This is a genomic window from Bacteroidota bacterium, from assembly GCA_020161395.1.
In the GTDB taxonomy this organism is placed as follows: Bacteria; Bacteroidota; Ignavibacteria; order Ignavibacteriales; family Ignavibacteriaceae; genus UTCHB3.
The window spans coordinates 119,103-145,551 of sequence record JAIUOE010000003.1 but is presented as its reverse complement, the minus strand read 5'-3'; the positions used below and the strand labels follow the sequence as shown (position 1 = coordinate 145,551).

Annotated in this window: 23 protein-coding genes and 1 tRNA gene; 17 read left to right on the top strand and 7 right to left on the bottom strand. The window is 41.8% G+C overall.

Annotated features, from left to right (window positions below):
* The first annotated feature begins 139 nt into the window (after positions 1-139).
* A complete protein-coding gene (locus tag LCH52_06010; GenBank protein ID MCA0388033.1) occupies positions 140-577 on the top strand; it encodes an Rrf2 family transcriptional regulator in 438 nt (145 codons plus the stop codon).
* Positions 578-581: 4 nt separating this feature from the next.
* Here the strand turns inward: LCH52_06010 and LCH52_06005 are convergent, their stop codons facing one another.
* Positions 582-1,643 carry a GDSL-type esterase/lipase family protein gene (locus LCH52_06005; protein ID MCA0388032.1) on the bottom strand — a complete coding sequence of 354 codons (1,062 nt, stop codon included), beginning with the start codon at positions 1,641-1,643 and terminating at the stop codon, positions 582-584.
* A 96-nt stretch (positions 1,644-1,739) separates the two neighbouring features.
* Between LCH52_06005 and LCH52_06000 the strand changes: the two genes are divergently transcribed.
* From LCH52_06000 to LCH52_05945, 12 genes are all read left to right on the top strand, one after another.
* A complete protein-coding gene (locus tag LCH52_06000) occupies positions 1,740-3,356 on the top strand; it encodes a hypothetical protein (GenBank protein MCA0388031.1) in 1,617 nt (538 codons plus the stop codon).
* Between the two features lie 21 nt (positions 3,357-3,377).
* A complete protein-coding gene (locus LCH52_05995; protein ID MCA0388030.1) occupies positions 3,378-5,561 on the top strand; it encodes a LysM peptidoglycan-binding domain-containing protein in 2,184 nt (727 codons plus the stop codon).
* Between the two features lie 18 nt (positions 5,562-5,579).
* On the top strand, positions 5,580-7,058 hold the full coding sequence (locus tag LCH52_05990) for an MBOAT family protein (protein MCA0388029.1): 1,479 nt from the start codon (positions 5,580-5,582) through the stop codon (positions 7,056-7,058).
* The gene (locus tag LCH52_05985) at positions 7,059-8,438 is read left to right on the top strand and encodes a M20/M25/M40 family metallo-hydrolase (protein MCA0388028.1); all 1,380 of its coding nucleotides are present in this window, start codon (positions 7,059-7,061) and stop codon (positions 8,436-8,438) included.
* 115 nt (positions 8,439-8,553) lie between these two features.
* Positions 8,554-9,024: a transcription elongation factor GreA gene (gene greA, locus LCH52_05980; protein MCA0388027.1), complete on the top strand. Its 471-nt coding sequence runs from the start codon at positions 8,554-8,556 to the stop codon at positions 9,022-9,024.
* A gap of 4 nt (positions 9,025-9,028) precedes the next feature.
* Positions 9,029-10,126, top strand: coding sequence for a bifunctional diaminohydroxyphosphoribosylaminopyrimidine deaminase/5-amino-6-(5-phosphoribosylamino)uracil reductase RibD (gene ribD, locus LCH52_05975; protein ID MCA0388026.1), 1,098 nt, complete (start codon positions 9,029-9,031; stop codon positions 10,124-10,126).
* Entirely contained in the window at positions 10,126-10,764 is a 639-nt protein-coding gene (locus LCH52_05970; protein ID MCA0388025.1) for a riboflavin synthase, read from the top strand. The genes ribD and LCH52_05970 overlap by 1 nt, the downstream gene beginning before the upstream one ends.
* Positions 10,757-12,115: a tRNA lysidine(34) synthetase TilS gene (gene tilS / locus LCH52_05965; GenBank protein MCA0388024.1), complete on the top strand. Its 1,359-nt coding sequence runs from the start codon at positions 10,757-10,759 to the stop codon at positions 12,113-12,115. Before LCH52_05970 ends, tilS begins: the two co-directional genes overlap by 8 nt.
* Positions 12,108-12,659, top strand: a complete 552-nt coding sequence (gene hpt / locus LCH52_05960) for a hypoxanthine phosphoribosyltransferase (GenBank protein MCA0388023.1) — start codon at positions 12,108-12,110, stop codon at positions 12,657-12,659. The genes tilS and hpt overlap by 8 nt, the downstream gene beginning before the upstream one ends.
* A gap of 15 nt (positions 12,660-12,674) precedes the next feature.
* Positions 12,675-14,684: an ATP-dependent zinc metalloprotease FtsH gene (gene ftsH, locus LCH52_05955; GenBank protein MCA0388022.1), complete on the top strand. Its 2,010-nt coding sequence runs from the start codon at positions 12,675-12,677 to the stop codon at positions 14,682-14,684.
* Positions 14,677-15,345, top strand: coding sequence for a dolichol kinase (locus tag LCH52_05950; GenBank protein MCA0388021.1), 669 nt, complete (start codon positions 14,677-14,679; stop codon positions 15,343-15,345). The genes ftsH and LCH52_05950 overlap by 8 nt, the downstream gene beginning before the upstream one ends.
* Positions 15,332-16,339 (top strand): DUF4837 family protein, encoded by a 1,008-nt coding sequence (locus tag LCH52_05945; protein MCA0388020.1) that lies wholly within the window; start codon positions 15,332-15,334, stop codon positions 16,337-16,339. The genes LCH52_05950 and LCH52_05945 overlap by 14 nt, the downstream gene beginning before the upstream one ends.
* A 2-nt stretch (positions 16,340-16,341) precedes the next feature.
* Here LCH52_05945 and LCH52_05940 read toward each other — a convergent pair whose 3' ends face one another.
* Positions 16,342-19,125, bottom strand: a complete 2,784-nt coding sequence (locus LCH52_05940; GenBank protein ID MCA0388019.1) for a cation-translocating P-type ATPase — start codon at positions 19,123-19,125, stop codon at positions 16,342-16,344.
* Positions 19,126-19,273: 148 nt separating this feature from the next.
* Here LCH52_05940 and LCH52_05935 point away from each other — a divergent pair, with 148 nt between their 5' ends.
* The 3 genes from LCH52_05935 to LCH52_05925 all read left to right on the top strand — a co-directional run bounded on the left by LCH52_05935 (position 19,274) and on the right by LCH52_05925 (position 20,463).
* Positions 19,274-19,879 (top strand): SCO family protein, encoded by a 606-nt coding sequence (locus LCH52_05935; GenBank protein MCA0388018.1) that lies wholly within the window; start codon positions 19,274-19,276, stop codon positions 19,877-19,879.
* A gap of 2 nt (positions 19,880-19,881) precedes the next feature.
* Positions 19,882-20,325, top strand: coding sequence for a copper chaperone PCu(A)C (locus LCH52_05930; GenBank protein MCA0388017.1), 444 nt, complete (start codon positions 19,882-19,884; stop codon positions 20,323-20,325).
* 65 nt (positions 20,326-20,390) lie between these two features.
* Positions 20,391-20,463 (top strand) — tRNA-Ala (locus tag LCH52_05925).
* A 5-nt stretch (positions 20,464-20,468) separates the two neighbouring features.
* Here LCH52_05925 and LCH52_05920 read toward each other — a convergent pair.
* Positions 20,469-20,864 carry a helix-turn-helix domain-containing protein gene (locus LCH52_05920; GenBank protein MCA0388016.1) on the bottom strand — a complete coding sequence of 132 codons (396 nt, stop codon included), beginning with the start codon at positions 20,862-20,864 and terminating at the stop codon, positions 20,469-20,471.
* A gap of 415 nt (positions 20,865-21,279) precedes the next feature.
* On the opposite strand from LCH52_05920, the gene LCH52_05915 reads away from it, so the two are divergent.
* Positions 21,280-23,172: a T9SS type A sorting domain-containing protein gene (locus LCH52_05915; GenBank protein MCA0388015.1), complete on the top strand. Its 1,893-nt coding sequence runs from the start codon at positions 21,280-21,282 to the stop codon at positions 23,170-23,172.
* Positions 23,173-23,323: 151 nt separating this feature from the next.
* On the opposite strand, the gene LCH52_05910 is transcribed toward LCH52_05915, so the two are convergent.
* The 4 genes from LCH52_05910 to LCH52_05895 all read right to left on the bottom strand — a co-directional run bounded on the left by LCH52_05910 (position 23,324) and on the right by LCH52_05895 (position 26,448).
* Positions 23,324-24,142: a sterol desaturase family protein gene (locus tag LCH52_05910; GenBank protein ID MCA0388014.1), complete on the bottom strand. Its 819-nt coding sequence runs from the start codon at positions 24,140-24,142 to the stop codon at positions 23,324-23,326.
* A gap of 11 nt (positions 24,143-24,153) precedes the next feature.
* Positions 24,154-25,035, bottom strand: coding sequence for an N-acetylneuraminate synthase family protein (locus LCH52_05905; protein ID MCA0388013.1), 882 nt, complete (start codon positions 25,033-25,035; stop codon positions 24,154-24,156).
* Positions 25,036-25,102: 67 nt separating this feature from the next.
* On the bottom strand, positions 25,103-25,633 hold the full coding sequence (locus tag LCH52_05900) for an HAD hydrolase family protein (GenBank protein ID MCA0388012.1): 531 nt from the start codon (positions 25,631-25,633) through the stop codon (positions 25,103-25,105).
* Complete coding sequence (locus tag LCH52_05895) at positions 25,627-26,448, bottom strand: SDR family oxidoreductase (GenBank protein ID MCA0388011.1); 822 nt, start codon at positions 26,446-26,448, stop codon at positions 25,627-25,629. Before LCH52_05895 ends, LCH52_05900 begins: the two co-directional genes overlap by 7 nt.
* Position 26,449: the final 1 nt, after the last annotated feature.

Genomic DNA, 26,449 nt, shown 5'->3' with positions numbered 1-26,449 from the left:
TCCTTAACGATTGTGAAGAATAAAATTTTTTTAATCCGTCATAGCTTCCAACTGTCCTTTTTTCTTTTGCATTATTATTTAGAAATGTTATATTAAACGGTCTTTTTTATCTGATTTATTATACCGGGATTTAAAGTAAATGACCGTAATCTTCTCCAAAAAATGTGAACTTGGTTTACAAGCTGTATTATATTTGTCAACACTCGACAAAGATCAGAGGGTCAGTGCTGCTAATGTGGCGACCAAACTGAAAGTGCCTAAAGAGTTTGTTTCAAAAGTGATGCAAATCCTGACGGATTCGGGAATTGTTGCTTCAAAGAAGGGGAAAAACGGCGGATTCTATCTCGGGAAAAATCCGTCTGAAATAAAACTCATCGACATAGTGATGGTTTTGGATGGAGGGGATGTCTTTAATACCTGTATTCTGGGTTTTCCCGGCTGCTCTGTCTCTACTCCGTGTCCGATGCATGACGAGTGGGGGAAAATCAGAAATATGGCTTTTACGATGTTAAATGCAGAAACTTTGGAGAGTATGAAACACAAATCGATCGACAAGATCGAGTCACTCACGAAATAGTCTGTCACTCTTTTTTGTATAAATCGATGATTGCTTTGGCGAGGAATTTTGCGGCTGTTTCGTGACCTTCCCTGGTCAGGTGAATATAATCCTGAATTGCGAGCTTTGATTGCACCAAAGATGGCATAATCGTGTCTCCACCCATCACTTCGCTTAGATCCCAGTAACTCAACCCTTCTTTTAAGGAAAGGGAAGTTATTCCCTCCTTTAATGTCTTAATGTTTTTGTTCGGTTTGAATCCTTCTTTACTGTACGAATAAAAAGTAACGGGGGAAATCAGTAAAAATGATGCATCAGGAGATTCTTTTCTTAGCCTCTTCAGCAAATTTCCATACTCGACATCAAAATAGTTTTTGTTGAAATTTGGTCCCGCACAGTCATTTGTACCAAGATAGACAATTATCAGATCAGGATTTACTGTTTCGATAAACGGGAAGAGGTAATTCAGTTCGGTGTTGTATGTCCTTATAGATGCCGAAATCTTGCCAAAAAAAGTGGAAACAACCCCTTTTTCTGTGAAAGCCAGAATCCCTTTTGTCGATTTTTGTGGAACATTTTGCCGGTTAGTTATGTAGAAACTCTCGACAGGTGACGAAAAAGTGACCTTAATCGCACGGCCCTTGTTCACTGTATTGATTGCAAAGGGAATTTTCTCTGAAGATGCATCCTTTACTTCGATGGAACTTGAATCGGCGTTGGAGTAAAGCTCAAATCCTTTTAGAAGGGATGATTTTTTCTTCAGCTGCAACGGGTTGTAGGGGAGAAGAGTCGGAAATTCACTCTTCAGTGACAGTTTGATCTTTCCACCGTCTCCAAATTCTGCTGCAAGCTCATCCTCAAGGCAATGAACAAAATCACCTGAGGCAGTGTAGGAGTCACCGATTACGAATATTTTAAATATCTTTGAACCGGAGGTGTCAGAAAAGGTTTTCTGCAATTTGGCTTGAATAGATTGCGGATTGCCGATTTTATTGAGTTCCGGTCGCAGGAAGGGAAATTCATTATTGGATTTTTGAGAATATGCGATGGAAAAACACAATAGCAGGCAGATTATTACTTTTTTCAAGATTGAATTCATTAATGGCATTTTTCAGGGATATTTTATTATACCGCGTAAAAGGACAGGATTAATTAAATTTGATGTTTGAATATACGGAAAAAAATGAATAAATATTCTCTTCAAATACTCTTCAGCATCCTCATTGTGAACGGGATACTTCTTTCGTTCTCTCTGGCAGGTCCCGAATTCAGTGTACCCAATCCCTTCTCGGATGAGGATTTGGTCATTAGTTTTCCTGATATTAAAGAGAGCCTCTTTAAATCGGCTGAACAGAAAAACGAGAATGCTGAAAATTTTCTAAGCAAGTATGAAACTGCTGATGAGAATGCACTTATTGATGAGAAACCGTCAGTTGATAAAAATGAAGAGAACGGATTTTTGATTAATCCGGAAACAAGCGGAAAGAAGGCGCTCGACAATTTTTTTGAAGCCTTGGAGAAGGAAAGCAAAACCGGAACAGTGAGAGTTGCTCACTATGGTGACTCACAAATAGAAGGGGACAGAATAACTTCATATCTCCGGGAAAACTTTCAGAAGGAATTTGGCGGTGAGGGTATCGGCTATGCTCCGGTGGATGATATAACCGACAATGTGAATTATTTCAGAAGCACTTCTGAAAACTGGGAAAGATATAATGTCTTCAACCATGCATACTCTTCCGGAAAATATGCTCTTTCGGGACTGGTTTTCAAATATGGAAACGGTAAATCAAAGAAGGATAATGATGAGCAGGAGCCAAAAGGGAAAAAAAAGAAAAAACAATTGGATGAAAAACCCGCTGAAGAGGAGCAACCCTCGGACAGTTCAACCGTCTTAAACAAATACGGTTTATCACATTCTTTGCTTGCAGACACCTGGTTTGCGGTAAAATCCGCTTTTCTCTCCTCTCCAAGGGATAAAACAGATGTGGTTGCGGCACTTCGGGGGAGAGTATCTCTTAATTTTGTGAAAAATGCAAGGTTCTCCAAAATAAGGGTTTTTTACGGAAAAGTCGGTGATGAATGTGAAGTAAGAATTAGTGACCAAAAAACAGGAACTGTAATTGGTACATTGCAACTCAACGGTGATAATCCCTTCAATCTTGCTTCAACCGCATTCAGAGGTGACGGCAGTTCTATTAGATTTGACATCTCAAGCGGGAGAAATCCTGAGATTTATGGCTTCTTTTTCGACGGAGACAGAGGGGTTCAGGTTGATAATTTTGCGATTCGCGGTCACTCGGGTGACGGACTCCTGAAAATAGACAAGGAATTTTTATCTGCTCAATATGATGAATTGAATGTAAAACTTATTATTTTGCAGTTCGGTATGAATATTATGCCGACTGTAACAAAAGAAAAAGATTTAAAACGCGTCAGGGATTACTATAACCGCCTCTACGCAGGTATCAGAGAGAGAGCGAAAAATTCTTCTGTTCTCGTTGTCGGTCCCGGCGATATGGGTGTTATCAGAAGGGGAAGCTCCGTTTCGCATCCTTACATCGGGGAAGTGGTGAAAATCATGAAGGAATGTGCCATAGAGAACGGCTGTGCTTTTTGGAATACATATGAACTTATGGGGGGTGAAAACTCTATTGCAGCATGGGCTCAGAAAGGATATGCAGCCCGCGACGGTCACTTCATTAACAGAGGACAAAAAATAATTGCCGCCGAATTGTTCAAGGGGATTAATGATTCGTACCGGCAATATTTAGACAACAAAAATTCAAATAACCGTTAAATAAACAGAACGGATGGCAATATGACCAATCAGTTACATTATCTGAACGGAGCAATGAAGAAAGGCGGAAAGCTTTTCTTGATTGCTTCGTTTGGCACTCTGGGAGTCCTTTTCGCCGGTTCCATTAACCATGAACTGAACCACAAAACGAAATTCTCCCCACCCGATTCAATTGTCTCACAGTCGCAGGATTCGATTAGTGAGACCGAAAAGCAGCCTGCTGTCAATTCCGGATCAACAACCGACGGAGGTTCGACCAGACTCGGTAATTTCCCGTTTCTGCGTACAAATCAGAATTTTATTGAATGGAAAAACAGGGAAGTGGCTCAAAAGTTCTTTACAAATCTTGCAGATGCTAAGCAAAAAAAGCTTCGGGTCCTTCATGTAGGTGACTCCCACCTCCAGGCAGACATTTACACCGGCTATATTCGTGAAGAACTCCAGAAAATGTATGGAATTGGAGGGCGAGGTCTGGTTTTCCCTTACTCTGCAGCTAAAACCCACTCTGCATACGATTACTTTACCTACTCCAAAGGGAGCTGGACATTCTCAAAGAATACCGAGCAAAACCCGGCTCTCGATATCGGATTGACGGGTTACTCGATTCGTACTATCGATCCAAACTCCAATTTTAAGCTCGTCTTTTCGAAAACAATTCAAAAAGCCTCGAACAACATTCTTAAAATATTCTCAAAAACCGGTCCATCAGTGTTTGATATGGTGCTGAATATTAAAGGAATTAGCGAGCCGATCACGGTAAAAGCGGATGCAAATTCGGGACCGTACATAACTGTACCTGTTAATTCCGATTGCGAGAGCATCGAAATATCATTCAAAAAATCCTCCGATTTGCAGAATGAGTTCGTTTTGTATGGCATTTTGATCGAGGCTGACAATCAGGGTGGCGTCTTGTATGCCAGTACAGGTGTAAATGGTGCCACGCTCTCGAGTATTGTGCGTGAGTCAAGATTTGAAGAGGAAGTTAAAGCATTTGAACCCGACCTGTTTATCCTTGATCTCGGGATAAATGATTTTTTTGGCGGTGGTTTCAATGCCACATCCACAAAGGAAAATCTCGTTTCCATTATTCAAAAGGTAAAAAAATCATCACCGGATGCCGTGATTCTTTTAATGAATGTTCAGGATGCCTTTAATAAAAGAACCAATGTCTCCGCATGTCTCGATTTTGCAAAACTTGTGGCAGAAGTTGCCATGGAAAACGATTGTCTTCTCTACGATATCTACAATGTAAGCGGTGGCAAAAATTCAATGCTCAACTGGCGGGCAAACTACCTCGCCAATGTGGATCAGATACACCTCACTTCAAAGGGTTATAATCTTAAAGGTGAACTTTTTGTTTCTGCAATCCAGAACTCATATGACAAATTTGTTGCAGGTGAATCGACACTTCTTGTCGCAAACAAGCAGCTTGAAAGTGAAGTGCCTGAAGGGCTCGCAATCTATGTTGACAACAATGAAAGCCAGAGTGTTTCCGCTGCAAACACCACTGTTATCAACGGTGTCTCTGCTGCCGGTACTCTGAAGGATGATAAAGGCGAGTACAAAATGCACAAGGTTTTGGGTGGAGAATCGATCCGCTCTATCGCAAAACTGTATAATGTGGAGATCAGCGATATAAGATCATGGAACGATTTTTACGGTGCACTCTCGATAAATCAGGAATTAAAGATTTATGTGAAGAAAGGGAAATCCAACCCAGCACTCACAGCAAAGGTGACAACACCTGTAAAACCCGGAAATACTGCTGTGCCCGGAAGTTATTCTGCAAGAAATACCTACTATGGTAAAAATTACAGTTATAACGCAACTCCAAAATACACTCCTCCTGCAACAAACTACAGTGTGAGGAACGGTGATACCTGGTTTGCTATTTCTCAGCGAACCGGAATACCCGTCAATCAGTTGAAAGCTGCCAATGGCTCTAAGGGTGATATTATCAGACCCGGACAAAAGATAAAGGTTCCGGCAAAAACCACCTATACTGCGCCCAAAACAACTGCCAAATATGGTACTAAATACAACACAAATAAAACTACCAAGAAAACCACTGTAAATCAGGGGAAAACCACTACCAAGAAGACTACTGTAAAATCAGGAACAACTCCTGATAAAACAAAACAAAAGACGACAACCAAGACGCCGGCAACCAATAAAAACAATCAAAAACCGGCTAAAAAGAAATAAAAAGGAATATTCTGTTTTTTGGATGTAATCGAGTTACTAAAATATAATTCCGGAAATCCATTACTGTTCAATTCGGTATTGTTCTTTTTCCTGTTTACCATTGTTTATCTGATATATACAGGTTTCGAGAAGAATATCAAAGCAAGAAACCTTGTGCTTCTGCTGTTCAGCCTCTACTTTTATTACAAGATATCAGGCGGATACATCGGAATCCTGATTGCAGTTGGCATAATTGATTTCTTCGTCGGGAAATTTCTTGTACGGGAAAAATCAGATATCAAAAGAAAACTGCTGCTTTCGTTATCTGTTCTGGTGAACATCGGAATTCTTGTCTATTTTAAGTACACTTTTTTCATTGTGAATGAATTTGGATTGCAATCATCCCAGTTCTTCTCATATTTTACCAGAGAAATTCTTACTCCTGTTGGAATTTCCTACTACATTTTTAAATCTGTCGGGTACACACTTTCCATTTATAGAGAGGAAATTGAGGAAGCCGAGCAGAATCTTTTTACCTACCTTCTTTATGTCTCATTTTTCCCGACAATAGTAGCCGGACCAATCTCCAAAGCTGCAAATCTTCTGCCTCAGTTCAACAGTCCAACAAGAATTACCCGGGAAAATGTCAGCAAGGGAATTTTCCTCCTGATTACGGGAACCCTGAAAAAAGTGCTGATCGCAGATTTCATCGCCCTGAATTTCGTGGACAGGGTTTTTGAAAATCCCGATCTTTTCACATCAATCGAATGCCTGCTCGCCGGATATGGAGCTTTCCTCCAGATATATTTTGATTTTTCGGGATATACTGACATCGTCAGGGGGATGGCGTATCTCTTCGGTTTTGAACTTGAAGAAAACTTTAAAAAACCGTTCCTCGCCAATTCTGTCAGTGAGTTTTGGAGGCGATGGCACATTACCCTCTACACTTTCCTTAGTGAAAATATTTTCAATCCTCTAAGCTTTTCTCTCAGACGACTTGGAGTTTACGGTATCTACATTGCCATTCTCGTAACTTTTCTGGTTTCGGGAGCCTGGCATGGTGCCAATCTGACCTTTATTGTGTGGGGGCTGATACACGGGGTTTGTATCGTCTTCGATGCCATGTTCCGAAACATCCGTAAAAAGATTGTTGGTGTGGTGAATGAAAAGTTTTTCAGGATGTTGGAGATTGTTATCACTTTTCATGTTATTGCATTTTCATTTATCATATTTAAGTCACCATCCCTCGACAGTGCCATGGTCTTTATCGGAAAGCTGTTCAGTGAAATCAAATTTGCTCATATTGAAAAGTGGTTGAGTTTCTATCTCGTACCATTCCTGGTTATGGTTGGGGGACTGATTCTCGCAATTGTGCCTGAGAGGTTCTATAAGGTACTCTTCATCAGGTTCGCTGCAATCCACTGGAGTTTGAAAGCGCTCACTTTTGCTGTCGTCATTATTTTTGTTTATCAGGTTCTCGGAACTTCCACATTACCATTTGTTTACATCGAGTTTTAAATGAAAAAACTGCTGTTTCTCCTCATCGTTGTTACACCATCCTTTTTTGCCCAATCCTTTATAGCGGCTCTGACTGGTAAGGCTTTTACTTCCAACTATGGGTACTATATGATCAGAGATGTTTGTGATCTCGCAGGTGGAAGGTTGATGGGCAGTGAGCCCAACAAAAAAGCATTTGAAATGCTAAAAAAAGAGTTGGAAAATAAAAGCTTGAAACCCTTTTATGAGAAATTTACATCTCCCGTTTGGTTCAGAGGTGAAGACAAAGTGGTCTTAAAACTGCCTTTCAGAAAGAACCTTCGTGCTTATGCCCTCGCTTGGGTGTCACCCGCAAAAATTGAAGATGCGAAGGCTGTTTTTGTTTATTCCGGGTATGAGGAAGATTACAGGAATATTGATGCAACGGGAAAAATTGTCGTTATCAGTCAGGAAAGACCTTCGGGAAGAGATGAACTTCTAAGGGGAGAGGCAATCAAAATTGCTGCCGCCAAAGGAGCTGTTGCATGCCTTTTCATAAATGAGGCAAAAGGCGGAAAAGTGTTGTGCGGGGTGGGGAATTTCAAAGGTGACCCCCTCAAAATCCCTGCATTCACACTCACATTTGAGGAGGGAGCAAAACTTAGGAGACTTCTCGAGAGGAAGGTGAATGTTGTACTTGATGTCGTGTCAAATTCACGCGTGGAGACAGGGGAGTCCAACAATCTTGTTGCCCGCATAGACGGAACAGGAGACGAGAAAATAGTGATTGGCGGTCACTTCGACAGTTGGGATCTCGGTGATGGCGCTGCGGACAATGGGCACGGAAGTGCAGTCATGTTTGAAGCCGCCGCACTTCTAAAGGAATTTGGAATCAGACCAAAAAGAACTATCGAGTTTGTCTGGTTCAACGGTGAAGAAACCGGTTTATGGGGTTCTAAAAAATATGTCGAAGCCCATAAAAATGATAAAATATTTGCCATGATAAATCTCGATATGCCGGGAAAGATTAACGGCTTTAATGTTATGGGTTTTGACTCCTTGTCGCCTGCCATCAAATCAATTACCGACACTTCCGGTTCTTTCGATCTTTCCAAATCAATGAGCACAGCCTGGACCAACAGCGATCATATGTATTTTATGTTTAATGGTATCCCCGTTATCACTCCGGTTGGCGGGATGACCAAGGAAATGACTGACCACTATCACGATTTTGGTGATTCCTTCGATAAACTCGACAAAGATTACATCTCTCACGGCGCCGCTGCAGTTGCTTTTCTTGCTGCTGGTCTCGCAGATTCTGATTTTAAGTTATTCAGACTGTCCCCTGATGAGGTTAAGGAACTCCTGAAAAAGCACAACCTTGAGAAACGATTGAAAAAGCAGGAAGAGTATCCTTTTTAGGCTCTGCGATAAGGGCTTGATTATCTGATAAAAATTGTTTAAATTTGCAATGCCACACCCCCGGTATTCCCGGGGGAGTGGCTATTTTTTTTGTAAATTTTCATACTGGAGTGTCATGTACGATATTGTATATCTGTCACAAGAAAGATTGATTGAGCTCGAGAAAGAGCTCGCGGAAATGAAGTCATCAGGAAGAAAGGAAATTGCCGGCAAAATCGCCGAAGCCCGTGCACACGGTGACCTTTCTGAAAATGCTGAATACGATGCTGCAAAAGAAGCACAGGGACTGTTTGAACTTAGAATTCACAAACTTGAGGCTGTGCTTGCCCGTGCAAAGGTGATCGATCCTGCTTCGATGCCAAAGGATAAGGTGCACATCCTTGCAAAGGTTAAAATTAAAAACCTTAAGACGCTTAAAACAATTGAATATCAGATTGTATCCAACGAAGAATCCAATCTGGAAAATGGAAAGATTTCAGTTTCCTCTCCCGTGGGGCAGGGGTTGCTCGGAAAGAAAGTAGGAGAAATTGCTCAGGTAAAAGCTCCCGCCGGTTTGATTCAATTTGAGATCCTCGAGATCCGCTGATATCATGACAAAAGAAGACAGGAAGTATCTTGGTGATTGTATCATTCTGGGATCGCGAGCCGAAGGCAAGGTAAGTCCCAATCCAACTGTCGGTTGTGTCATTGTAAAAGATGGCAAAATACTCTCAGTTGGTTATCACCGGGAATTTGGCGGGGCTCATGCAGAAGTGGATGCGATAGCAAGAAGCAAGCAGGATATTACAGGTGCTACTCTCTATGTCAGTCTTGAACCTTGCTCCCACTTTGGCAAAACTCCTCCATGTGCTGATCTTCTTATTTCGAAGAAAATTGCGAGGGTTGTGATTGGTATGACCGATCCTAATCCTTTGGTCTCCGGAAAGGGAATAGCCAGGTTAAGAAATGCAGGAATTGAGGTGGAGGTCGCAGACCTCCCCTTGTATAAAAATTATTACAGGAAATTTTCCAGGTATATAACAGGCGATTTACCATTTGTAACCATTAAGTCAGCCCTGACCCTCGACGGAAAGATTGCCGGTACCTCCGGGGAATCAAAATGGATAACAGGTGAGAAATCCCGGCGACTGGTTCATCTTTTGAGAAGCAAGCATGATGCTGTTCTTACTTCTTCAAAAACTGTTCTTGTGGATGACCCAATGCTGACTGTCAGGCACAACCACAAACCTTCACCAAAAAGAGTTATGGTCACTTCAAAGCTCTTTTTTCAGGACGGCTACAATTTCTTCCGGAACGAAGATCGAAAATCTTATATTGTAACCCTCGAAGAGGAACAGCACAACGAAGAAATCCTTCAAAAACTCAACTGGTTTCAAATTCCGATTATTTTTGTAAAACCCGACAAAAGGGGTAAACCGGATATGATAGAGACATTAAAGAGTCTTCATTCTCTTGGAATTACCTCCGTTATGGTGGAGGCAGGAGCCAAATTGACGACTGAAATGATAAATTCTGAGCTGTTTGACGAATTCGTCTGCTTTATAGCCCCCAAACTCATGGGCAATGGAATTAATCTGTTCGATGGTATAAGTAATCATGGATTGGCAAAAGCCAGGAAATTGAAACTTGATCATGTGAAACAACTGAATGGTGATGTTGCACTCTTCTTTTCAAAAATGGAGCAATAATGTTTACCGGACTGGTGGAAGAAACAGGCGTTATCATCGATATAAGAAACAGAGGAAACGAAATTTCCCTGCAGCTAAGGGCGAGCCTCATTACGAACGATGTGAAAGTTGGCGACAGCATCAATATTAACGGTGCCTGTCAGACGGTGGTTGAGGTGCGCGGTGATATGCTGCTGTTCGATACAGTTCAGGAAACATTGAAGAAAACCACCTTGGGTACTCTTAAAAAAGGTGACAAGGTAAACCTCGAACGGGCTCTTCGTGCAGATTCACGACTCGGAGGGCATTTTGTCCTGGGTCATGTGGATACTACAGGCAAAGTCACGGAGCTTGTAAAATTATCGGGAAGCTACAATTTAAAAGTCTCTTTCGACTCAAAATTTGACAAATATGTAATTCCTGTCGGGTCCATCTGCATCGATGGAGTGAGTCTGACCGTTGCAGAAAAGGGGAGTGGATGGTTAAAAACTGCTATAATCCCTCACACATGGGAGAACACAACTCTTGCATCGCTTAAATCCGGTTCCCACATCAATCTCGAATTTGATGTTTTGGGAAAGTATGTTCTTAATCTGGTAAGCGGGACAAATTACGGGGGCATTTCCATTGAGAAACTTAAAGAATCCGGGTTTGCCTGATACACTATTCCTAAAATTTAAGAAGTTTTGCACTGACCAAAAACTTCTCGCACAAGGTGATAAAATCCTTGTGGCGCTCAGCGGAGGGGCTGATTCAGTACTCCTGCTCCATTTCCTTATTAAACTAAAATCCCTCCATGCCTTGCAACTTGTCGCTGTGCACTTGAACCATCAGCTTAGAGGCGAAGAATCTGTCAGAGACCGTGATTTTTGTGTCGAACTCTGTAACTCGCTGAATGTCGAATTAATCGTGAAGGAACTTCCCGTAAAGGAGTATTCAACAGTACATAAAATTTCGATCGAAATGGCGGCAAGGGATTTACGGTATCAATCGTTGCAAAACCTCCTGACGGAATTGAAATATGACAAAATTGCAACAGGTCATAACCTCGATGATAACGCCGAAACGGTTATTCTCAACTTGATAAAAGGGAAAGGTCTGACAGCAGTCTCCGGTATTCCTGTAAAACGAGATAATCTTGTAAGACCCCTTCTTTCCATCTCAAAGAAAGAAATTGTAAGATATCTGGAAGCAATAAATTCAGGTTTCGTGACTGACAGTTCCAACTTCGAATCCATATACCAAAGAAATCTGATTCGCAACGAAATATTTCCACTGTTCGAGAAAATAAATCCCCGTGCAGGCGAAGCCCTTTTTCGATTCTCGGAAATGATGCACTCGCTCCCTGCATCGATCATCCCAACTGAACCGGTTACTTCCTCACAGGACGGAAAAATCCTTGTGATAGATTTGGCAGCGGTGAAAAAATCAAACGAATTCAATCTCTATAACGAGTTATCAATTAGATTTATTGAACTTTTTAGTTTAAATTTAAAGTTCGAAAATTTTTATACTCTAAACGAATTATTCGAGGCGCAATCGGGCAAAAAGATTTCTTTGGGTAATAACCTGATAGCTGTCAGAACAAGAGACAATGTGCTCGTTTCCGTAAAAAATGAAGAATTTCTTCCGGAAATTGACTTTAATCCCGGGGACACGGTGGAATTTGACAATTTCAGGATTTCCTGCCATTTCAATGAAACCGGTGATTACAACGGTTGTGAATCAAAGCATGTTGAATATATAGACGGCGACAAAGTTGCAGGAAGTCTGACTGTCCGTCCGCCAAAGAAAGGGGAATGGTTCCTGCCGGTAAACGGCAAAGGGAAAAGGAAAGTATCTGATTTTTTTAATGATATCAAGCTGGAACCTTCGAAGAAATGGAGTCACCCCATTGTCTCATCGGGTGATCAAATCGTTTGGATTTGCGGTTTCAGGCTCGATGACCGATTTAAAATAACTAACGAGACAAAAAGAATTTACAAGTTAGAGATCGAAACATATGGATAAGCTGGTTGTTAATAACGAAACATTTGAGATATTTCTTTCTGAAGAAGTTATTCAAAAAAGAATATCTGAACTTGGTGCTCAAATTTCGGAGGACTACAAGGGCAAAGTGCCCATTTTTATCGGTATCCTTAACGGTGCCTTTATGTTTCTTTCTGATTTGTTGAAAAATTTCTGCGGTGAGTGTGAGGTCGATTTCCTCAAACTCTCCAGCTACCATGAGGCTAAAGTCTCTTCAGGCAAAGTGGATTTGTTAAAAGATATCAATGCTGACTTGAACCAAAGAGATATTATAATTGTTGAAGATATAATAGATTCCGGCTTGTCTGCAGAATTTATTATGGCGCACCTCGGAAAGCACAATCCTGCTTCAGTAAGGATTGCGTCACTTCTACTTAAGCCTAAAAGTGTTAAGTATAACATCAGTGTTGATTATGTAGGATTTAATATTCCAAATAATTTTGTAATAGGTTACGGACTCGATCTTGTTCAAAAATACCGCAATCTTAGGGCGGTATATTCAATGGTCGAAGAAGGAAGCAAATAAGGAAATACGACTAAGATGGATCAAAAAAACAAGAATAAGAATAGTAACAAACCTGACGAGAATTTCGACTGGAATAAAATCATGAGGGTGGTTTTCGGCTGGGGGGTAGTTATCATTGCAGCCGTTATTGCCATGCAACTCTTCAAAGGTGAAACAGTCAAATATGTTGAAATACCCTACTATCAGTATGTTAAAATCCTTAATGACAGCCTGATTAAATCGGCTGAAGTGAACATCACTGATTCAAAGGTTCACACTTTTCAGGCGGAACTCAGGGAAAAAGTAAATGTCGGAATTGCTGAAAAAAAAGTGTTGACAGACAAAATAACTGTGAACATTGCCGAACCGGATTTTGAACTCGAGAAGAAAAAATGGGATGAAAAAAAGATTGATCTGACTATTAATCAGCAATCAAATAATTTCATGACAATTCTTATCAGCATGATTCCCTGGATTCTCATCATAGGTCTCTGGTTCTTCTTTATGAGAAGAATGCAGGGCGGTGGTGGAGCCGGTGGTCAGCGCGGTATCTTCAATTTCGGCAAGAGTAAAGCCAAACTGATCAATCAGTCGAACAATAAAGTGACATTTAAAAATGTTGCCGGTGCCGATGAAGCCAAAGTTGAATTGCAGGAAGTTATAGAATTTCTCAAAGAACCTTCAAAATTCCAAAAACTTGGCGGAAAGATTCCACGCGGCGTCCTCCTTTTGGGACCTCCGGGGACAGGTAAGACCCTTCTTGCGAGAGCAGTTGCCGGTGAAGCAGGCGTTCCATTCTTCTCGATTTCAGGTGCTGATTTCGTTGAGATGTTTGTTGGTGTGGGTGCCAGCCGAGTGAGAGACCTGTTTGAGCAGGGAAAGAGAAGTGCCCCATGCATCATATTTATCGATGAGATTGATGCCGTCGGTCGTCACAGAGGTGCCGGCCTTGGTGGCGGTCACGATGAGAGGGAACAGACTTTAAACCAGCTCCTCGTCGAAATGGACGGGTTCGAACAAAACAGCGGCGTCATAATTATAGCAGCCACAAACAGACCAGATGTCCTCGATCCTGCTTTGCTCCGACCGGGAAGGTTTGACAGACAGATTGTTGTTGACAGACCTGATGTTAAGGGAAGAGAAGGCATTCTTAAGGTGCATACCAAGAATACTCCACTGGCGGATGATGTGGAACTTTCAATACTTGCCAAGGGAACACCGGGTCTCGCAGGTGCCGAACTCGCAAACCTCGTAAATGAAGCTTCACTTCTTGCAGCGAGAAAAAACAAATCCAAAGTTGATATGGATGATTTCGAAGAGGCAAAAGATAAAGTCATGATGGGCATGGAGCGGAAGAGCATGATTATCTCCGATGCGGAAAAGAAAACCACCTCATATCATGAGATTGGACATGTTCTTGTTGCAAAAATGATTCCCGAAGCTGATCCTGTGCACAAAGTGACAATTATTCCGCGTGGAAGGGCACTTGGTGTAACGAGTTACCTGCCTGTGGATGAGAAACACACTTATTCAAAATCGTACCTTGAAGCTGTTATTACCTACGCTTTGGGTGGCAGAGCGGCGGAAAAAATAATTTTTAACCACTACACAACTGGTGCCGGAAACGACATTGAGCGTGCGACAAATCTCGCCAGAAAAATGGTTTGTGAGTGGGGTATGAGTGAGACACTCGGACCGCTTAATTATGGTACTAAGCATGAAGAAATTTTCCTCGGAAAGGAAATTCAACAGCACAGGGATTACAGCGAAAAAACTGCCATCGAGATTGATGAGGAGATAAAACGAATCATCAATTCATGTATGGACAGGGCTATGATCATCCTCAAGGATAATATTGAGATGCTCCATAAACTCTCCGCTGAATTGCTCGAAAGAGAAATCCTCGATTCAGATGAAATCGACAAAATTATGAGAGGCGAGGAATTGCCTCCTGTACCAAAAGCTGACAAAAAAGAAGAACTGCCGGACCATGTAAAAGAGATGCTGAAAAGCAGATCAACAGTTGTTAAACCGGCTGATGAATAGTTCTGAACAAACTCAGATAGACTACAAATATGAGATCTATCGTAAGATGATCCATACTTGTAGTCTGTCTATTCCTGTTATTTATTACTTTATTCCAAAAAACACGGGACTGATTATTCTCGGTCTCGTTCTTCTAATCTCCTTGATCGTTGATGTCGGAAGATTTGTAAGCCCGCCGTTCGCCAAATTTGTTTACAAGTTTTTCGGTTCCATTTTTAGAAAGCACGAGCTTGACGAGGGGAAAAAACAACTTTCAGGCGCCACCTGGTTGCTCGGAGCCGCCATACTTTGCATTATTGTCTTCCCGAAGGCAATAGCCATCGTTGCTCTCCTCTTTCTTATCGTTGGTGATACTGTGGCTGCCCTGATCGGCAGGAAGTGGGGCAAAACCCGTTTCCTCAAAAAAAGCCTTGAGGGTACAGGAGCTTTTTTCCTCAGTACAGTTGTCATTGCATTTCTGACACCGAAATTCACCGATTCATGGATCGAAATCGGCATGATTGTCTTTAGTGGCTTTGTCGCTGCTATAGCGGAGAATGTAGCCTCAGGTGTACTCGATGATAATGTAGCCATTCCTCTCTCGACAGGGACTGTCCTGTGGCTTTTATACTGGCTCTTCTTCCCGAATCTGGAACTGGTTCTGAAGAATGTTCCGGTGTAACCTCTTCAGGTTTTATTTCCCCCTCTTTCTGTTCTCTCTTGCTTTAATCAGTTGTAACAACCAGCTACCTGAATCCTCCGGAAAAATTACTGAAATTCAAATAATTACCGATGAGACCGTCACAGGTTCTCAGCAGGAAATTATTGACTCAGTCATCTCATCAGTCTCGCTCGAAGGACTGAACGAACCTTTTTTTGAATCAGTGACCTTTATAAAACAGAACTTCGATAAAACCCCTTCAGGAAAAAATCTCCTAATATTTCTGAGGACTTCCTCCGGTTTAATGGCTCAACGCTTCAAAAACATATTTAGTAATGAAGTAATTTCCGGAGCAGAAACAGGAAGTGAACCTGTCATAATCAGGAAGGATAATTTATTCTACAACGGGCAGACAGTCTGGTTTATGATATATGGAAGGGAGTTTAATCTCGATACCTTCCTGACAGCTTCCTCCGGTACCCTGATCCAAAAAATGAAAGACGATTGCCTGAACATCTCCCGGTCTTCGAAAATCCCTGAAAAATATGAAAAAGAAATTTCAGACTCAATTAAACTTGTTCGTGCGGTTGATATCAGAGTTCCTGTCGGGTTTGAGCCTGTATTGCCGCTTAATCACAAAGGATGGTCCTTAATGAGAAGAGGAGCCGGCACCAAAACCGAAGAATGGATACTGATTGCTGAGATTCCCGACACAGGCTCCCTTAGTGATACTTCACAAATGAGGAATATCAGAGATGCTGTCATTCGCAAGGCGATTGTTTACAGAGATGGTTCTATGATGGAAAGCGGCAGGCTGTTTATGGACTCGACATTAACCAACTCTTTTCGAGGAGACTGGACCACAAGTCCATACCCGATGGCAGGGGTGTTCACGGGAAGAATTCTGAAACAGGGGACTAAAACATTTTATATTGAGGCAGGAATATATTCGCCGGGCAGACCAAAAACTTTGAATCTGCTCCGGCTTGAAAATATGATAAGAAGTGTTCGTTAGAATTACTGTTCTGCTTTGTTCTTGTAAAACAGCTTGAGCAATTCTGAGAAAATTATAACCGAAAATGAAGTGACTGCTGCTGCAATTATTTCACTCGTGGTTACATGTGACAAATCAAACGCATTTCTCAATGGCTCGATGATGAAAATCAATGCAATGATTCCGATCGACGCCAGTATGTTGTAGAGAAGTGTCTTGTTGCTGAAAAATGGAATCGCGAACATCGATCTTGAAACAGACCGGCAGTTGAATCCATTGAAGAATCTCGCTGCAAGCAGGGTAATAAAGAATACTGTTGAAGCTTCTTTCTCAATCAATTTGATATCAGTAATTCCGGCAACATGACCATATTCCATTGAGTATGCGTAGGCAGCAGTGGTAATTATCGCAATCCAAATACTCAGAATTCCAATGGAACGAAGAGCCGGCGTATTCAAAATTCCTTCCTTCGTGTTTCTTGGTTTTCTGTCCATTATTCCCGGCTCGGGTGGTTCTACCCCCAGAGCGATCGCGACAAGTCCATCCATGATAAAGTTAATGAACAGGATCTGTACTGCATTAATGGGAAGGGAATACCCAAGGAAAAAAGTAATAAGGATGCCGAAAACAGTCCCCAGATTACCACTGAGAAGATAAACGAGATATTTCCTGATGTTCTCGAAGATACTTCTCCCTTCCTCGATCGCTGAAACAATTGAGGTGAAGTTGTCGTCCGTCAGGATCATGTCGGCTGCTTCCTTGCTTACATCCGTTCCCGTAATACCCATCGCAACGCCGATATTGGCTTTCTTCAGCGAGGGTGCATCATTGACACCGTCACCTGTCATTGCAACAATATTTCCCTTTTTCATCAGAGATTCAACGATTTTCATCTTGTGAGCAGGGGAGATTCTGGCATAAACATCCGTATTGTCAACGCTGTCCAAAAATTCCTCGTCAGTCAGCTTATCCAGTTCCTGTCCGGATAATGCCCCTCCATGCTTCAGAATACCAAGTTCACGGGCGATTGCTACAGCGGTATCCTTGTGATCACCTGTGATCATGATCGGTCTGATGCCCGCTTTGTCGCAAATTTTAATGGCTTCCTTAACCTCTTCGCGAGGTGGATCGAACATACCCACCAGTCCGAGGAAAATAAGATCATTCTCAATTATATGAATCAGATCCTGCCTGATATCCTCTTTTTCATTCGCTTCTTCTGCAACTGTTTTGAAGGCATCGATATCCAGTTCGACTTTCTTCCCGCAAATCGTCAAAACGCGCAGGGCATCGTCAGCAAATTCCTTGTAATGTTTCTGAATCAGATCGATGTCATCCTGTGTGATCTCACCAATGCCGTCAGCCCTGTAGATATACTTGCAGGAAGCCAGTAACATCTCCAGTGCACCTTTGGAAGAAACCCAAAGCCCCTCCGAAGTCTTGTTCACAGTTGTCATCTTTTTTGTTTCGGATGAAAAAGGAATTTCATACAGGCGGGGATTATTTGAATTAAATGTACTGTTACTAATGCCGGCTTTTTCGGCAACCACAACAATGGCTCCTTCAGTCGGATCGCCGATGATTTCCCACTCGTCATCCTCTTTTACGAGTTTTGTGTCATTGCAGAGTACACCACTCTCCAAAGTATGCTTCAGGGGAAGAGGCAATTCCTTGACTTCAACATCACCTGCAAGAATGCTCCCTTCCGGTTTATACCCGTTTCCGGTTACCTTGTAAACAGTGCCACCCGTAAACATCTTTTTGATGGTCATTGCATCCTGTGTGAGGGTACCAGTCTTGTCGGAACAGATAATATTGGTTGCACCCAGAGTTTCAACCGCGGGAAGTTTTCGTATAAGAGCTTTTCTTTTTACCATTCTTCTCACACCGAGTGCCAGAGAGATGGTAACCACAGCCGGAAGTGCTTCAGGTATCACTGCTACTGCAAGAGCAACACCCCAAATAAACACATCCATGATCTTGTCGGAAGTAAGTGCACCTGAGGAAAAAACCCTGATGAGTTGAAACACTGACATGATGACCGAAAGAGAAATGGCAAAAATTCCGAGTTTTTTCCCAAGCTGGTCAAGATTTACCTGGATTGGTGTCCTTTCATCCTCGGTATTCTGAAGCATTGTGGCTATTTTGCCAAACTCAGTTTCCATTCCGGTAGCGATCACAATCGCAGTCCCTCTTCCGAATGAAATAGCGGTACCTGCAAAAAGAATGTTGTTACGGTCACCAAGAGGGATGTTTTCACCATGAACAGGGTCTGTGTGTTTATCCACCGGTACAGATTCACCGGTCAAAGCAGCTTCCTCAACCTTAAGATTTGCACATTTTATTATCCGTGCATCGGCGGGAATTTTTGCACCCATCGAAATCTTAATTATATCGCCGGGAACCAGTTCTCTTGACGCAATTTCCTGTTCCTTGCCGTTTCTGATTACTATAGCCAGAGGTGCTGCCATCTTCTTTAAAGACTGCAGTGCCTTTCCCGCTCTGAATTCCTGAATGAATCCCAGAACACCGGCAAATATCACGATAATAATGATTGAGATAGCTTCAGTAATTTTTCCAAAGCTCAAAGATACTATTGCTGCCACGAAGAGTATAATGATCAGCAGACTGTTAAATTGCGAGATAAACAGGGCAAGAGGGGAGACTGCTGCCTTTTCTTCTATTTCGTTGTAACCATACTTCGCAATTCTTTCGCTCACTTCCTGAGTTGTCAGACCGTCGGTGTGAGAATTTAGCTTTCTGAGTGTTTCGTCCGATTTAAGAGAATGCCATTGAATGTTGTTCATTATTCACTACCTGATGATTAGAAATGGATAAATTCCGAACCTGAATATAATTTGTAGAAGATTAATAATCGCATAAAAAGAATATTTTCTCTAAATTAGCTTCATGATTTTGGCTTTTACTTCTTGATAATTTTGCTGATATTTACCTATGATAAATTTTAATTTTCAAAAGTATTTATTAGCTTCATTCGTTTTCCTTTTGCTCCTTTTTTCCGGATGCAAATCAAAATTCGAACTTGACGAGAATCTAAGAGGTTTTTCTTTTAAGTTGTTGGATCAGGACGGACAAACCGTGGATTTTCCAACCGACTTTGAGAACAAGGTGGTTGTTGTTGGATTTGTCTTCACACACTGTCCTGATATATGTCCTTTAACAGTAAACAACATGCAATTGGTTCAAAATGAACTGACCGGCAAGGGAGAAACCGACGATGTGGTTTTTGTGGCGATTTCCTTCGATCCGGCAAGAGATACCGTCCCCCTGTTAAAAAAGTTTGCAGCGCTTAGGGAAATAAACGAGAAGAACTTCAGATTCCTTACCGGGGACAGAAAGATAACTGATTCACTCATGTCAACAATGAGAATAGTTGCAGTACCTGAAGATTCGACAATAGTTGACGGCACATTGTCATATTTCTTCACGCATACAGACAGGATATCATTGATAGACAAAAAAGGATTTTTAAGAAAAGAATATTCCGGAAGTAAAGCCAACACTTCCGAAATCGTTGTGGATATTGAAAAACTGAGGTAAAAATGTTTAAATTAGTCACAAGTCTTTTGTTAATCACTGCACTTGCTCCCAAAATTGATGTTTCATCCAACTGGATACGACCCAATTCCAAGGGCACCAATACAGCAGTATATGCCAAAATCACTAATAAAAGCGATAAAGCTGATACGCTCTATGCAGTCGAATCCGATCTCGCGAAAGTGACAGAGATTCACGAATCATTTGATGATAACGGCAAAACCGGAATGCGAAAAGTCGATTTCATTGTAATTCCTGCAAAGAAGACCATTGAGTTGAAACCCGGCGGGATGCACATAATGCTGATCAAACTGAACAAAGACATTGCAAAAGGAAAGAAGTACTCTTTGACATACAAATTCAAAAGAGCAGGTAAAGTAAAAGTCAGTGCCGTGGCATCAGATAAAGCTCCTGCAAAGAATACCAAACCAAGCAAAAAGAAAAAATAGAATCCCGAGGTACCCCTTCTCATGCAATGAGGACAGGTACCCAAATCCCGCAAACTTTATGATGGGGGGCTATAGCTCAGTTGGTAGAGCGTTTCGTTCGCAATGAAAAGGCCCGGGGTTCGAATCCCCGTAGCTCCACACCCTTATCTCATATCGTTTTCCCGTCTGTAGGAATTCAGTTCGACTGATAGAGATTCCAGCGCAGATTCAATTCTCTGAAGACGCAGATTAAATATTTCATTGTCTCTCATCAAGACAGTGAAATCCCGTCTTAAAAGTTTGAATTCGTTTGGGATCGAAATCACCTCCGCATCCATGTTTTCCGAATTTCCCGTCATTAACCACTCGACATCACACCCTATCTCGCGCAACCTGTTCTGCATCGTGTTACCGGGAATGCTTTTGCCTGTTGCATATTGCGACAATGTGCTTGAAGTTACTCCGAGTTGTCTCGCCAACAACTTCAGACTACCAAACTTCATGTGCGCATAATACCGTAATCTGTCAGCTATCTCCTTTTTTGTGCTATCACATAACATATCCTGCCTCATTTGTATTTTTCACCATTAATTAAGTTAGTATCTTTGATTATATACTATTTCACATCTAATATGACTGAAAATTACAAAAAAAATTTCAAATTATCTGCATACTATTTTTATTTTGCAAAAATATTTTCTGCTTTCTGATTGTTACGGATTCAGTATCCGCTATAAATTCAGTGAACTGGCGCCATTTGCCTTCCAAAATTTCCACTCATGGAGAGAAATATGAATCAGGTACTCTCTATCAACAATAATTGGATAAAAATTCCTAAATTGCATAATCAAATTATTATTATAAATAAATGAAGAAAACATGCGATACCTAATATTATCCTTACTTTTTACTATTAACCTATTTTCTCAAAACTGGTCAGAAATGAAGGGAGTGTTTAATCCTACAGGCCTGTTAATGAAGCATTTCACTGCACCGTTTTTCATTGACTATGACAACGACGGAGACAAAGACTTAAGTCTGTGTTACCTTGGCAGTGATGCCAGATTTTACCGTAATGATCCGGTAAACGGCAAACCTCATTTTACAGAGGACACTGTCTATCTCGCACAAATTGCTCTTTTGGATCCTACAAACAGCTATTCATATGGTGTTTTTGTGGATCTGAATGGTGATGGTAAAATGGATTTTGTAACAGGAGGATTCAGAGGATTTACCTGTTTTCTAAATTTTGGCACAATATCAGCTCCGGAATGGGTGAAAAAGGACTCAATTTTTATTAATGTGAACAATCTGATTGGGACTGATGCCAAACCTGAATTTGGTGACCTTGATGGAGATGGTGATTTTGATCTTTTAGCCGGAATAGGGGAGTCGCTTCTTGGTGGACCAACCCCGGGACTTACTCTTGGTTTCAGGAATATCGGCACTCCGACAGAGCCTGTATTCGAACAGTATCAGGCATTTGTTGCCGGAATTCCGGACATAGGAAGAAATTCCTACCCAAGACTTGCAGATTTGAATAATGACGGGAAACTTGATCTTTTGCTTGGCAGGGATCTGGCTTCTTTTCTTTATTACAGAAACAGCGGTACAGTGAATGCACCCGTTTGGACAGGCGTTGCTGATGTTTTTACGACCGAAACTTCCCACTACTGGAAGAATCCTGACCTTGTGGATATCGATAACGATGGTGATCGCGACCTCATCTACGGGACTGATGATGGCAACATTTTAATGTATCAAAATAATGGTACCCTGACATCACCTGTCTTTGCATATAATGGTACATATTTCCCCGTGGTTAAGGTGTCCGGCAACTCAACAGCATCCCTCGCAGATTTTGATAATGATGGCGATTTTGATTTGATAACAGGAACTTCCACAGGACAGATCAGACTCGTGCAAAACAATGGTACTAAATTTGCTCCCCAGTTTGCCCTGACCTCCGGTAATTACGGGAATATGTCAACTTCCTCGTATTCGATACCGAGATTTGCTGACTTCGACAAAGATGGAGATTATGATGTGGTTACCGGTGCCACCGATGGAAAAGTTTACCTCTATTTAAATAATAACGGCAGTTTCACACAGGCTAACTGGTTTTCAGCAGTTGACATTGGTTGGACGAGCGTTCCGGCACCCGTCGATTTGGATGGAGACGGAGACATGGACCTTCTTGTCGGAGCTGAAACAGCATCAAATGTAGTTTTTATGGAGAATGTCGGAAACAACACCTTTACCTCCAATCCTTCGATGATAGCCGGGATCAACTTTGGATCTTACAACCGTCCCTCGTTCGGTGATGTTGACAATGACGGTGATTACGATCTCATAATAGGGAGCCTCTGGGGAGACCTTAAGTATTATGAAAACTCCGGAACTGCAACTGCACCTGTCTGGACCAACAACAGTACTCTGGTTGCAGGAATTGAGATGGATCAAAATTCCACACCATATTTTGCTGATATCGATGGAGACACAAAAAAGGATCTGATAATCGGAGATTCGGATGGAAACTTCTTCGCATACAAAAATCTTTTTGCACCTGTTTCAGTGAATGACGTCACCCCTGTACCAAATACATTCACGATCTCAAATGCATATCCCAATCCGTTTAATAATATGGCGAAAATACAGATTTCATTTGCGGATGCAGGAGAGTATACCATTCAAATTACCGGAATTACAGGCGAAGTGATCTCAAGGAAAGTAATGAATGTATCTCAAGCCGGAGCGGTTGACTATTCGATTGATTTTTCGGAACTTTCAGTACCCTCGGGTGTTTATCTGTTTTCAGTTTCAAACAGCAAAACTTCCGGAGTGGTTAAAATAGTTTATCTGAAATAGATAACACTGCAAACTGATAATTTAGATCTCAATAAAAAAGGCTGCCGAAACCCGACAGCCTTTTCTTTTGCAATTCATCCTTCGCTATTCAGCCTTCTGACTTCATCCTTCGCTATTCATCCTTCACCATTCATTCCTCAGCCTTCGTAATTCATCCCTCTTCTCTCATCCTTCTGAATGCGTAGAAGAACTGTTTTACATAATTTGAGGGGAAAAACTCAGACAATCCGTAATATTTTGGTTTTTCGCCATCAGGGAAGAAAGCAGACCCAAAAAGATAATCCCAGAAAGCAAACTTGGTTGCATAATTGGTGTTATAGGCTTCCTCGTGTTTGTCTGAATGGTGCCAGCGGTGCATTTCAGGTCCGTTAATTATGTAGTGGAGTTTCCCGGTGTGGACATCGAGATTCGCATGAATCCACATTCCCCAGACAGCGGAAATACACCCTTTAATAATGGCAGCCTCAGCAGGAGCGCCCAACAGAATGAAAGGGGCAAACTCAACAGTCTGGTTGATCAGGATTTCCAGAGCATGTGACCGGGAGCCCGACAACCAGTCAACCTCCTTCGTCGAGTGATGAGCCTCATGCAGTCTCCACAAATATTTGTTGTTGTGCATCCACCTGTGGAACCAGTAGATATAGAAATCGTGAAAGAAGAGGGAGCCGAGTACGATAATCCACACCGGCACATCCGTAAGAAGCTGGTATCTTTGGATGCCGGTCTGACTGTCGATAAACTTAATTAATTCACCGATGACAAGTCCCAAAACATACGACTGAACAATGGTGTAAAGAACAAGATCGTTGAAAAATCCCTCACGAAGGAGCTTTTGCCCTTTTGTGTAGGGAAATTTTTTTTCGAGAAGTATGAGGGTTATGGCGAAGATGACGATTATCGAACCTGTTACAACAGTCGCTGTGTCAAGATTTAGCAGGTAATTTTTTATGAAATTTATGATGATTTCCAAAACAGACTCTCCTACAATACTCTTCTCAGTTTTTTCCTTGGACCTTTTTCGCTCTCATAAACTTTTTTGATACCGTCACCCAGAGCTGTCTCGATATCTCTGATATTGGCGACAAGCTTCGCAAATCCTCCGACTTCTACTGAAGCAGCCTGATCAGAGCCCCACATTGCCCTGTCGAGGGTAATATGTCGTTCTACAAAAGCTGCACCCATTGCAACAGCAGCCTCGGTTGGTGCCAGACCCGTCTCGTGACCTGAGTAACCAATTACAGTGTGAGGGTACATGGTTTTGAGAGTTAAAATCATCTTCAGGTTTAGTTCCTCAAGTGGACAAGGATAAGTTGAAGTAGCGTGAGCCAGTAAAAGATTTTCAATATCAAAAACTTCAACGGCTTCTTCAATTTCATCTATCGTCGACATTCCTGTAGACAAAATACATGGTTTTGCCAAATTTACATGTTTTTTTAACAGATTATGGTCAGTCAGGGAAGCAGATGCGATTTTATAAAGTGAGGGATTGAACTCTTCAATAAAATCGACAGCATCTTCATCCCAGCACGAAGCGAACCACTCAATTCCTTTTGCCCTGCAATGTTCTGCTATTTCTCCAAACTGGTCGGGTGTAAACTCCATTCTGTGACGGTAATCGATATAGGTCATTCTGCCCCATGGAGTGTCTCTCTCGATATTCCACTGATCCCTGGGTACACAAATTTCGGGAGTCCGCTTCTGAAATTTGACTGCGTCGCATCCTGCATTTGCAGCTCCGTCTATCAGTTTTTTAGCAATTTCAACTGATCCATTATGATTGATGCCAATCTCGGCAATCACAAAACAAGGTTGTCCGTCACCAATAAATCGATTACCAACCTTAATTAATCTTTCATTTCTCAAAAAAAACCTCTTATATATAAGAATTTGGTCCGCTTAACTTGTAAAATACCTGTTCAAACCCGATTGGTTAATAATTCTGCCTGAGATGGATTATCAGTTCGGCAAAATCTCTAAAGGCACCATAACCCGCATTCACTGAACAGACATAATCAACAAGGGATCTGATATACGGCATTCCATCGGCAGGGGAAGCCGTGAAAGCTGCCTCTTCAATAATGCCGATATCGTTGTAATCGTCTCCAATGAATGCTATTTCTTCCGGTGAAAAATTTCCTGAAGCAATAATTTCCCGGAAGACTGATTTTTTGTCTTTTATTCCAGGGAAATAGTGAACGATTTTCAGTTTTTCCGCCCGTTTCGTGACAGCCGGCGAGTTTTCACCGGTCATGATACCTGTATCAACTCCACACTCAGTGCGCAGTCTTTCGACTCCCATTCCGTCCCTGATGGAAAACCTTTTCATCGCTTCCCCTTCTGCGGAATAAAAAACCCCAGTATCGGTAAGAACTCCGTCAACATCAGTGATGATTATTTTTAATTTTTTTGCTTTTAAGACTGCCTCATCGAGAGGAATCTTAAGTCCTGACAAATCTACCATATTGTGAATCCTCCATCAACCACAAGGTTGGCTCCTGTCATGTAAGAGGAGGAATCTGATGCGAGGAAAACAAGCGCCCCCATGTAATCATCAGGTTGAGCCATCCTTTTTAATGGTGTGCGTTTTGAATATTCATTTATAAAATACTCATCCTGATTGTTCTCGACTCCGCCGGGCGTGAGAGTGTTTACCCTGACCCCCTTTTCACCCCAATAGGCGGCGAGATATTTTGTGAATGAGATTACCGCTCCTTTGGTTACAGGATAGGCAGGAGTTTTATAGAATTTCTGAACTCCTTCAGAATCTATATACAGGTCCTGATTGGGAGCAACAACCCCGTAAGTTGAAGCGACATTTATAATGCTGCCTTTACCTGCATCTGCCATCACTTTACCAATAATTTGAGAACAAAGAAACATACCGGTGACATTTACAGTCAGGGACTTGTTCCACAGGTCAAGAGGGTAGTTCTCAAATTTGGATTGCTCAAAAAGTGCTGCGGGATCTTCAAATTTGTCGTTAATTGCAGCATTATTGACGAGAATGTCGATTCTTCCCAATCTTTCCAAAGTGAAATCACGCAGATTCTCTATTTCCTTTGGAGAAGTAATGTCTGCTCCGAAACCAATTACTTTTGTCGAGTCATTGTCAGGGGAGATTTCCCGTGCAAACTCTTCACATTGCGCACCATTTATATCGGTGACCACAACATTCGCTCCAGCATTTATAAGAGCCCGGCAGTGATTTTTTCCGATCAGTCCGAGTGAACCTGTTACAATTGCAACCTTTCCGGACAGGCTAAATATATTTTCCATT

Bases quoted from the DNA above. Each gene is read 5' to 3' on its own strand.
- LCH52_05930 (MCA0388017.1), top strand. From the start codon at position 19,882: ATGTTTAAATTAGTCACAAGTCTTTTGTTAATCACTGCACTTGCTCCC.
- LCH52_05970 (MCA0388025.1), top strand. From the start codon at position 10,126: ATGTTTACCGGACTGGTGGAAGAAACAGGCGTTATCATCGATATAAGA.
- LCH52_05920 (MCA0388016.1), bottom strand. From the start codon at position 20,864: ATGTTATGTGATAGCACAAAAAAGGAGATAGCTGACAGATTACGGTAT.
- hpt (MCA0388023.1), top strand. From the start codon at position 12,108: ATGGATAAGCTGGTTGTTAATAACGAAACATTTGAGATATTTCTTTCT.
- LCH52_05995 (MCA0388030.1), top strand. From the start codon at position 3,378: ATGACCAATCAGTTACATTATCTGAACGGAGCAATGAAGAAAGGCGGA.
- greA (MCA0388027.1), top strand. From the start codon at position 8,554: ATGTACGATATTGTATATCTGTCACAAGAAAGATTGATTGAGCTCGAG.
- LCH52_05945 (MCA0388020.1), top strand. From the start codon at position 15,332: ATGTTCCGGTGTAACCTCTTCAGGTTTTATTTCCCCCTCTTTCTGTTC.
- ftsH (MCA0388022.1), top strand. From the start codon at position 12,675: ATGGATCAAAAAAACAAGAATAAGAATAGTAACAAACCTGACGAGAAT.
- ribD (MCA0388026.1), top strand. From the start codon at position 9,029: ATGACAAAAGAAGACAGGAAGTATCTTGGTGATTGTATCATTCTGGGA.
- LCH52_05985 (MCA0388028.1), top strand. From the start codon at position 7,059: ATGAAAAAACTGCTGTTTCTCCTCATCGTTGTTACACCATCCTTTTTT.
- LCH52_05935 (MCA0388018.1), top strand. From the start codon at position 19,274: ATGATAAATTTTAATTTTCAAAAGTATTTATTAGCTTCATTCGTTTTC.
- LCH52_05895 (MCA0388011.1), bottom strand. From the start codon at position 26,448: ATGGAAAATATATTTAGCCTGTCCGGAAAGGTTGCAATTGTAACAGGT.
- LCH52_05950 (MCA0388021.1), top strand. From the start codon at position 14,677: ATGAATAGTTCTGAACAAACTCAGATAGACTACAAATATGAGATCTAT.
- LCH52_05940 (MCA0388019.1), bottom strand. From the start codon at position 19,125: ATGAACAACATTCAATGGCATTCTCTTAAATCGGACGAAACACTCAGA.
- LCH52_05900 (MCA0388012.1), bottom strand. From the start codon at position 25,633: ATGGTAGATTTGTCAGGACTTAAGATTCCTCTCGATGAGGCAGTCTTA.
- LCH52_06000 (MCA0388031.1), top strand. From the start codon at position 1,740: ATGAATAAATATTCTCTTCAAATACTCTTCAGCATCCTCATTGTGAAC.
- LCH52_05915 (MCA0388015.1), top strand. From the start codon at position 21,280: ATGAAGCATTTCACTGCACCGTTTTTCATTGACTATGACAACGACGGA.
- LCH52_06010 (MCA0388033.1), top strand. From the start codon at position 140: ATGACCGTAATCTTCTCCAAAAAATGTGAACTTGGTTTACAAGCTGTA.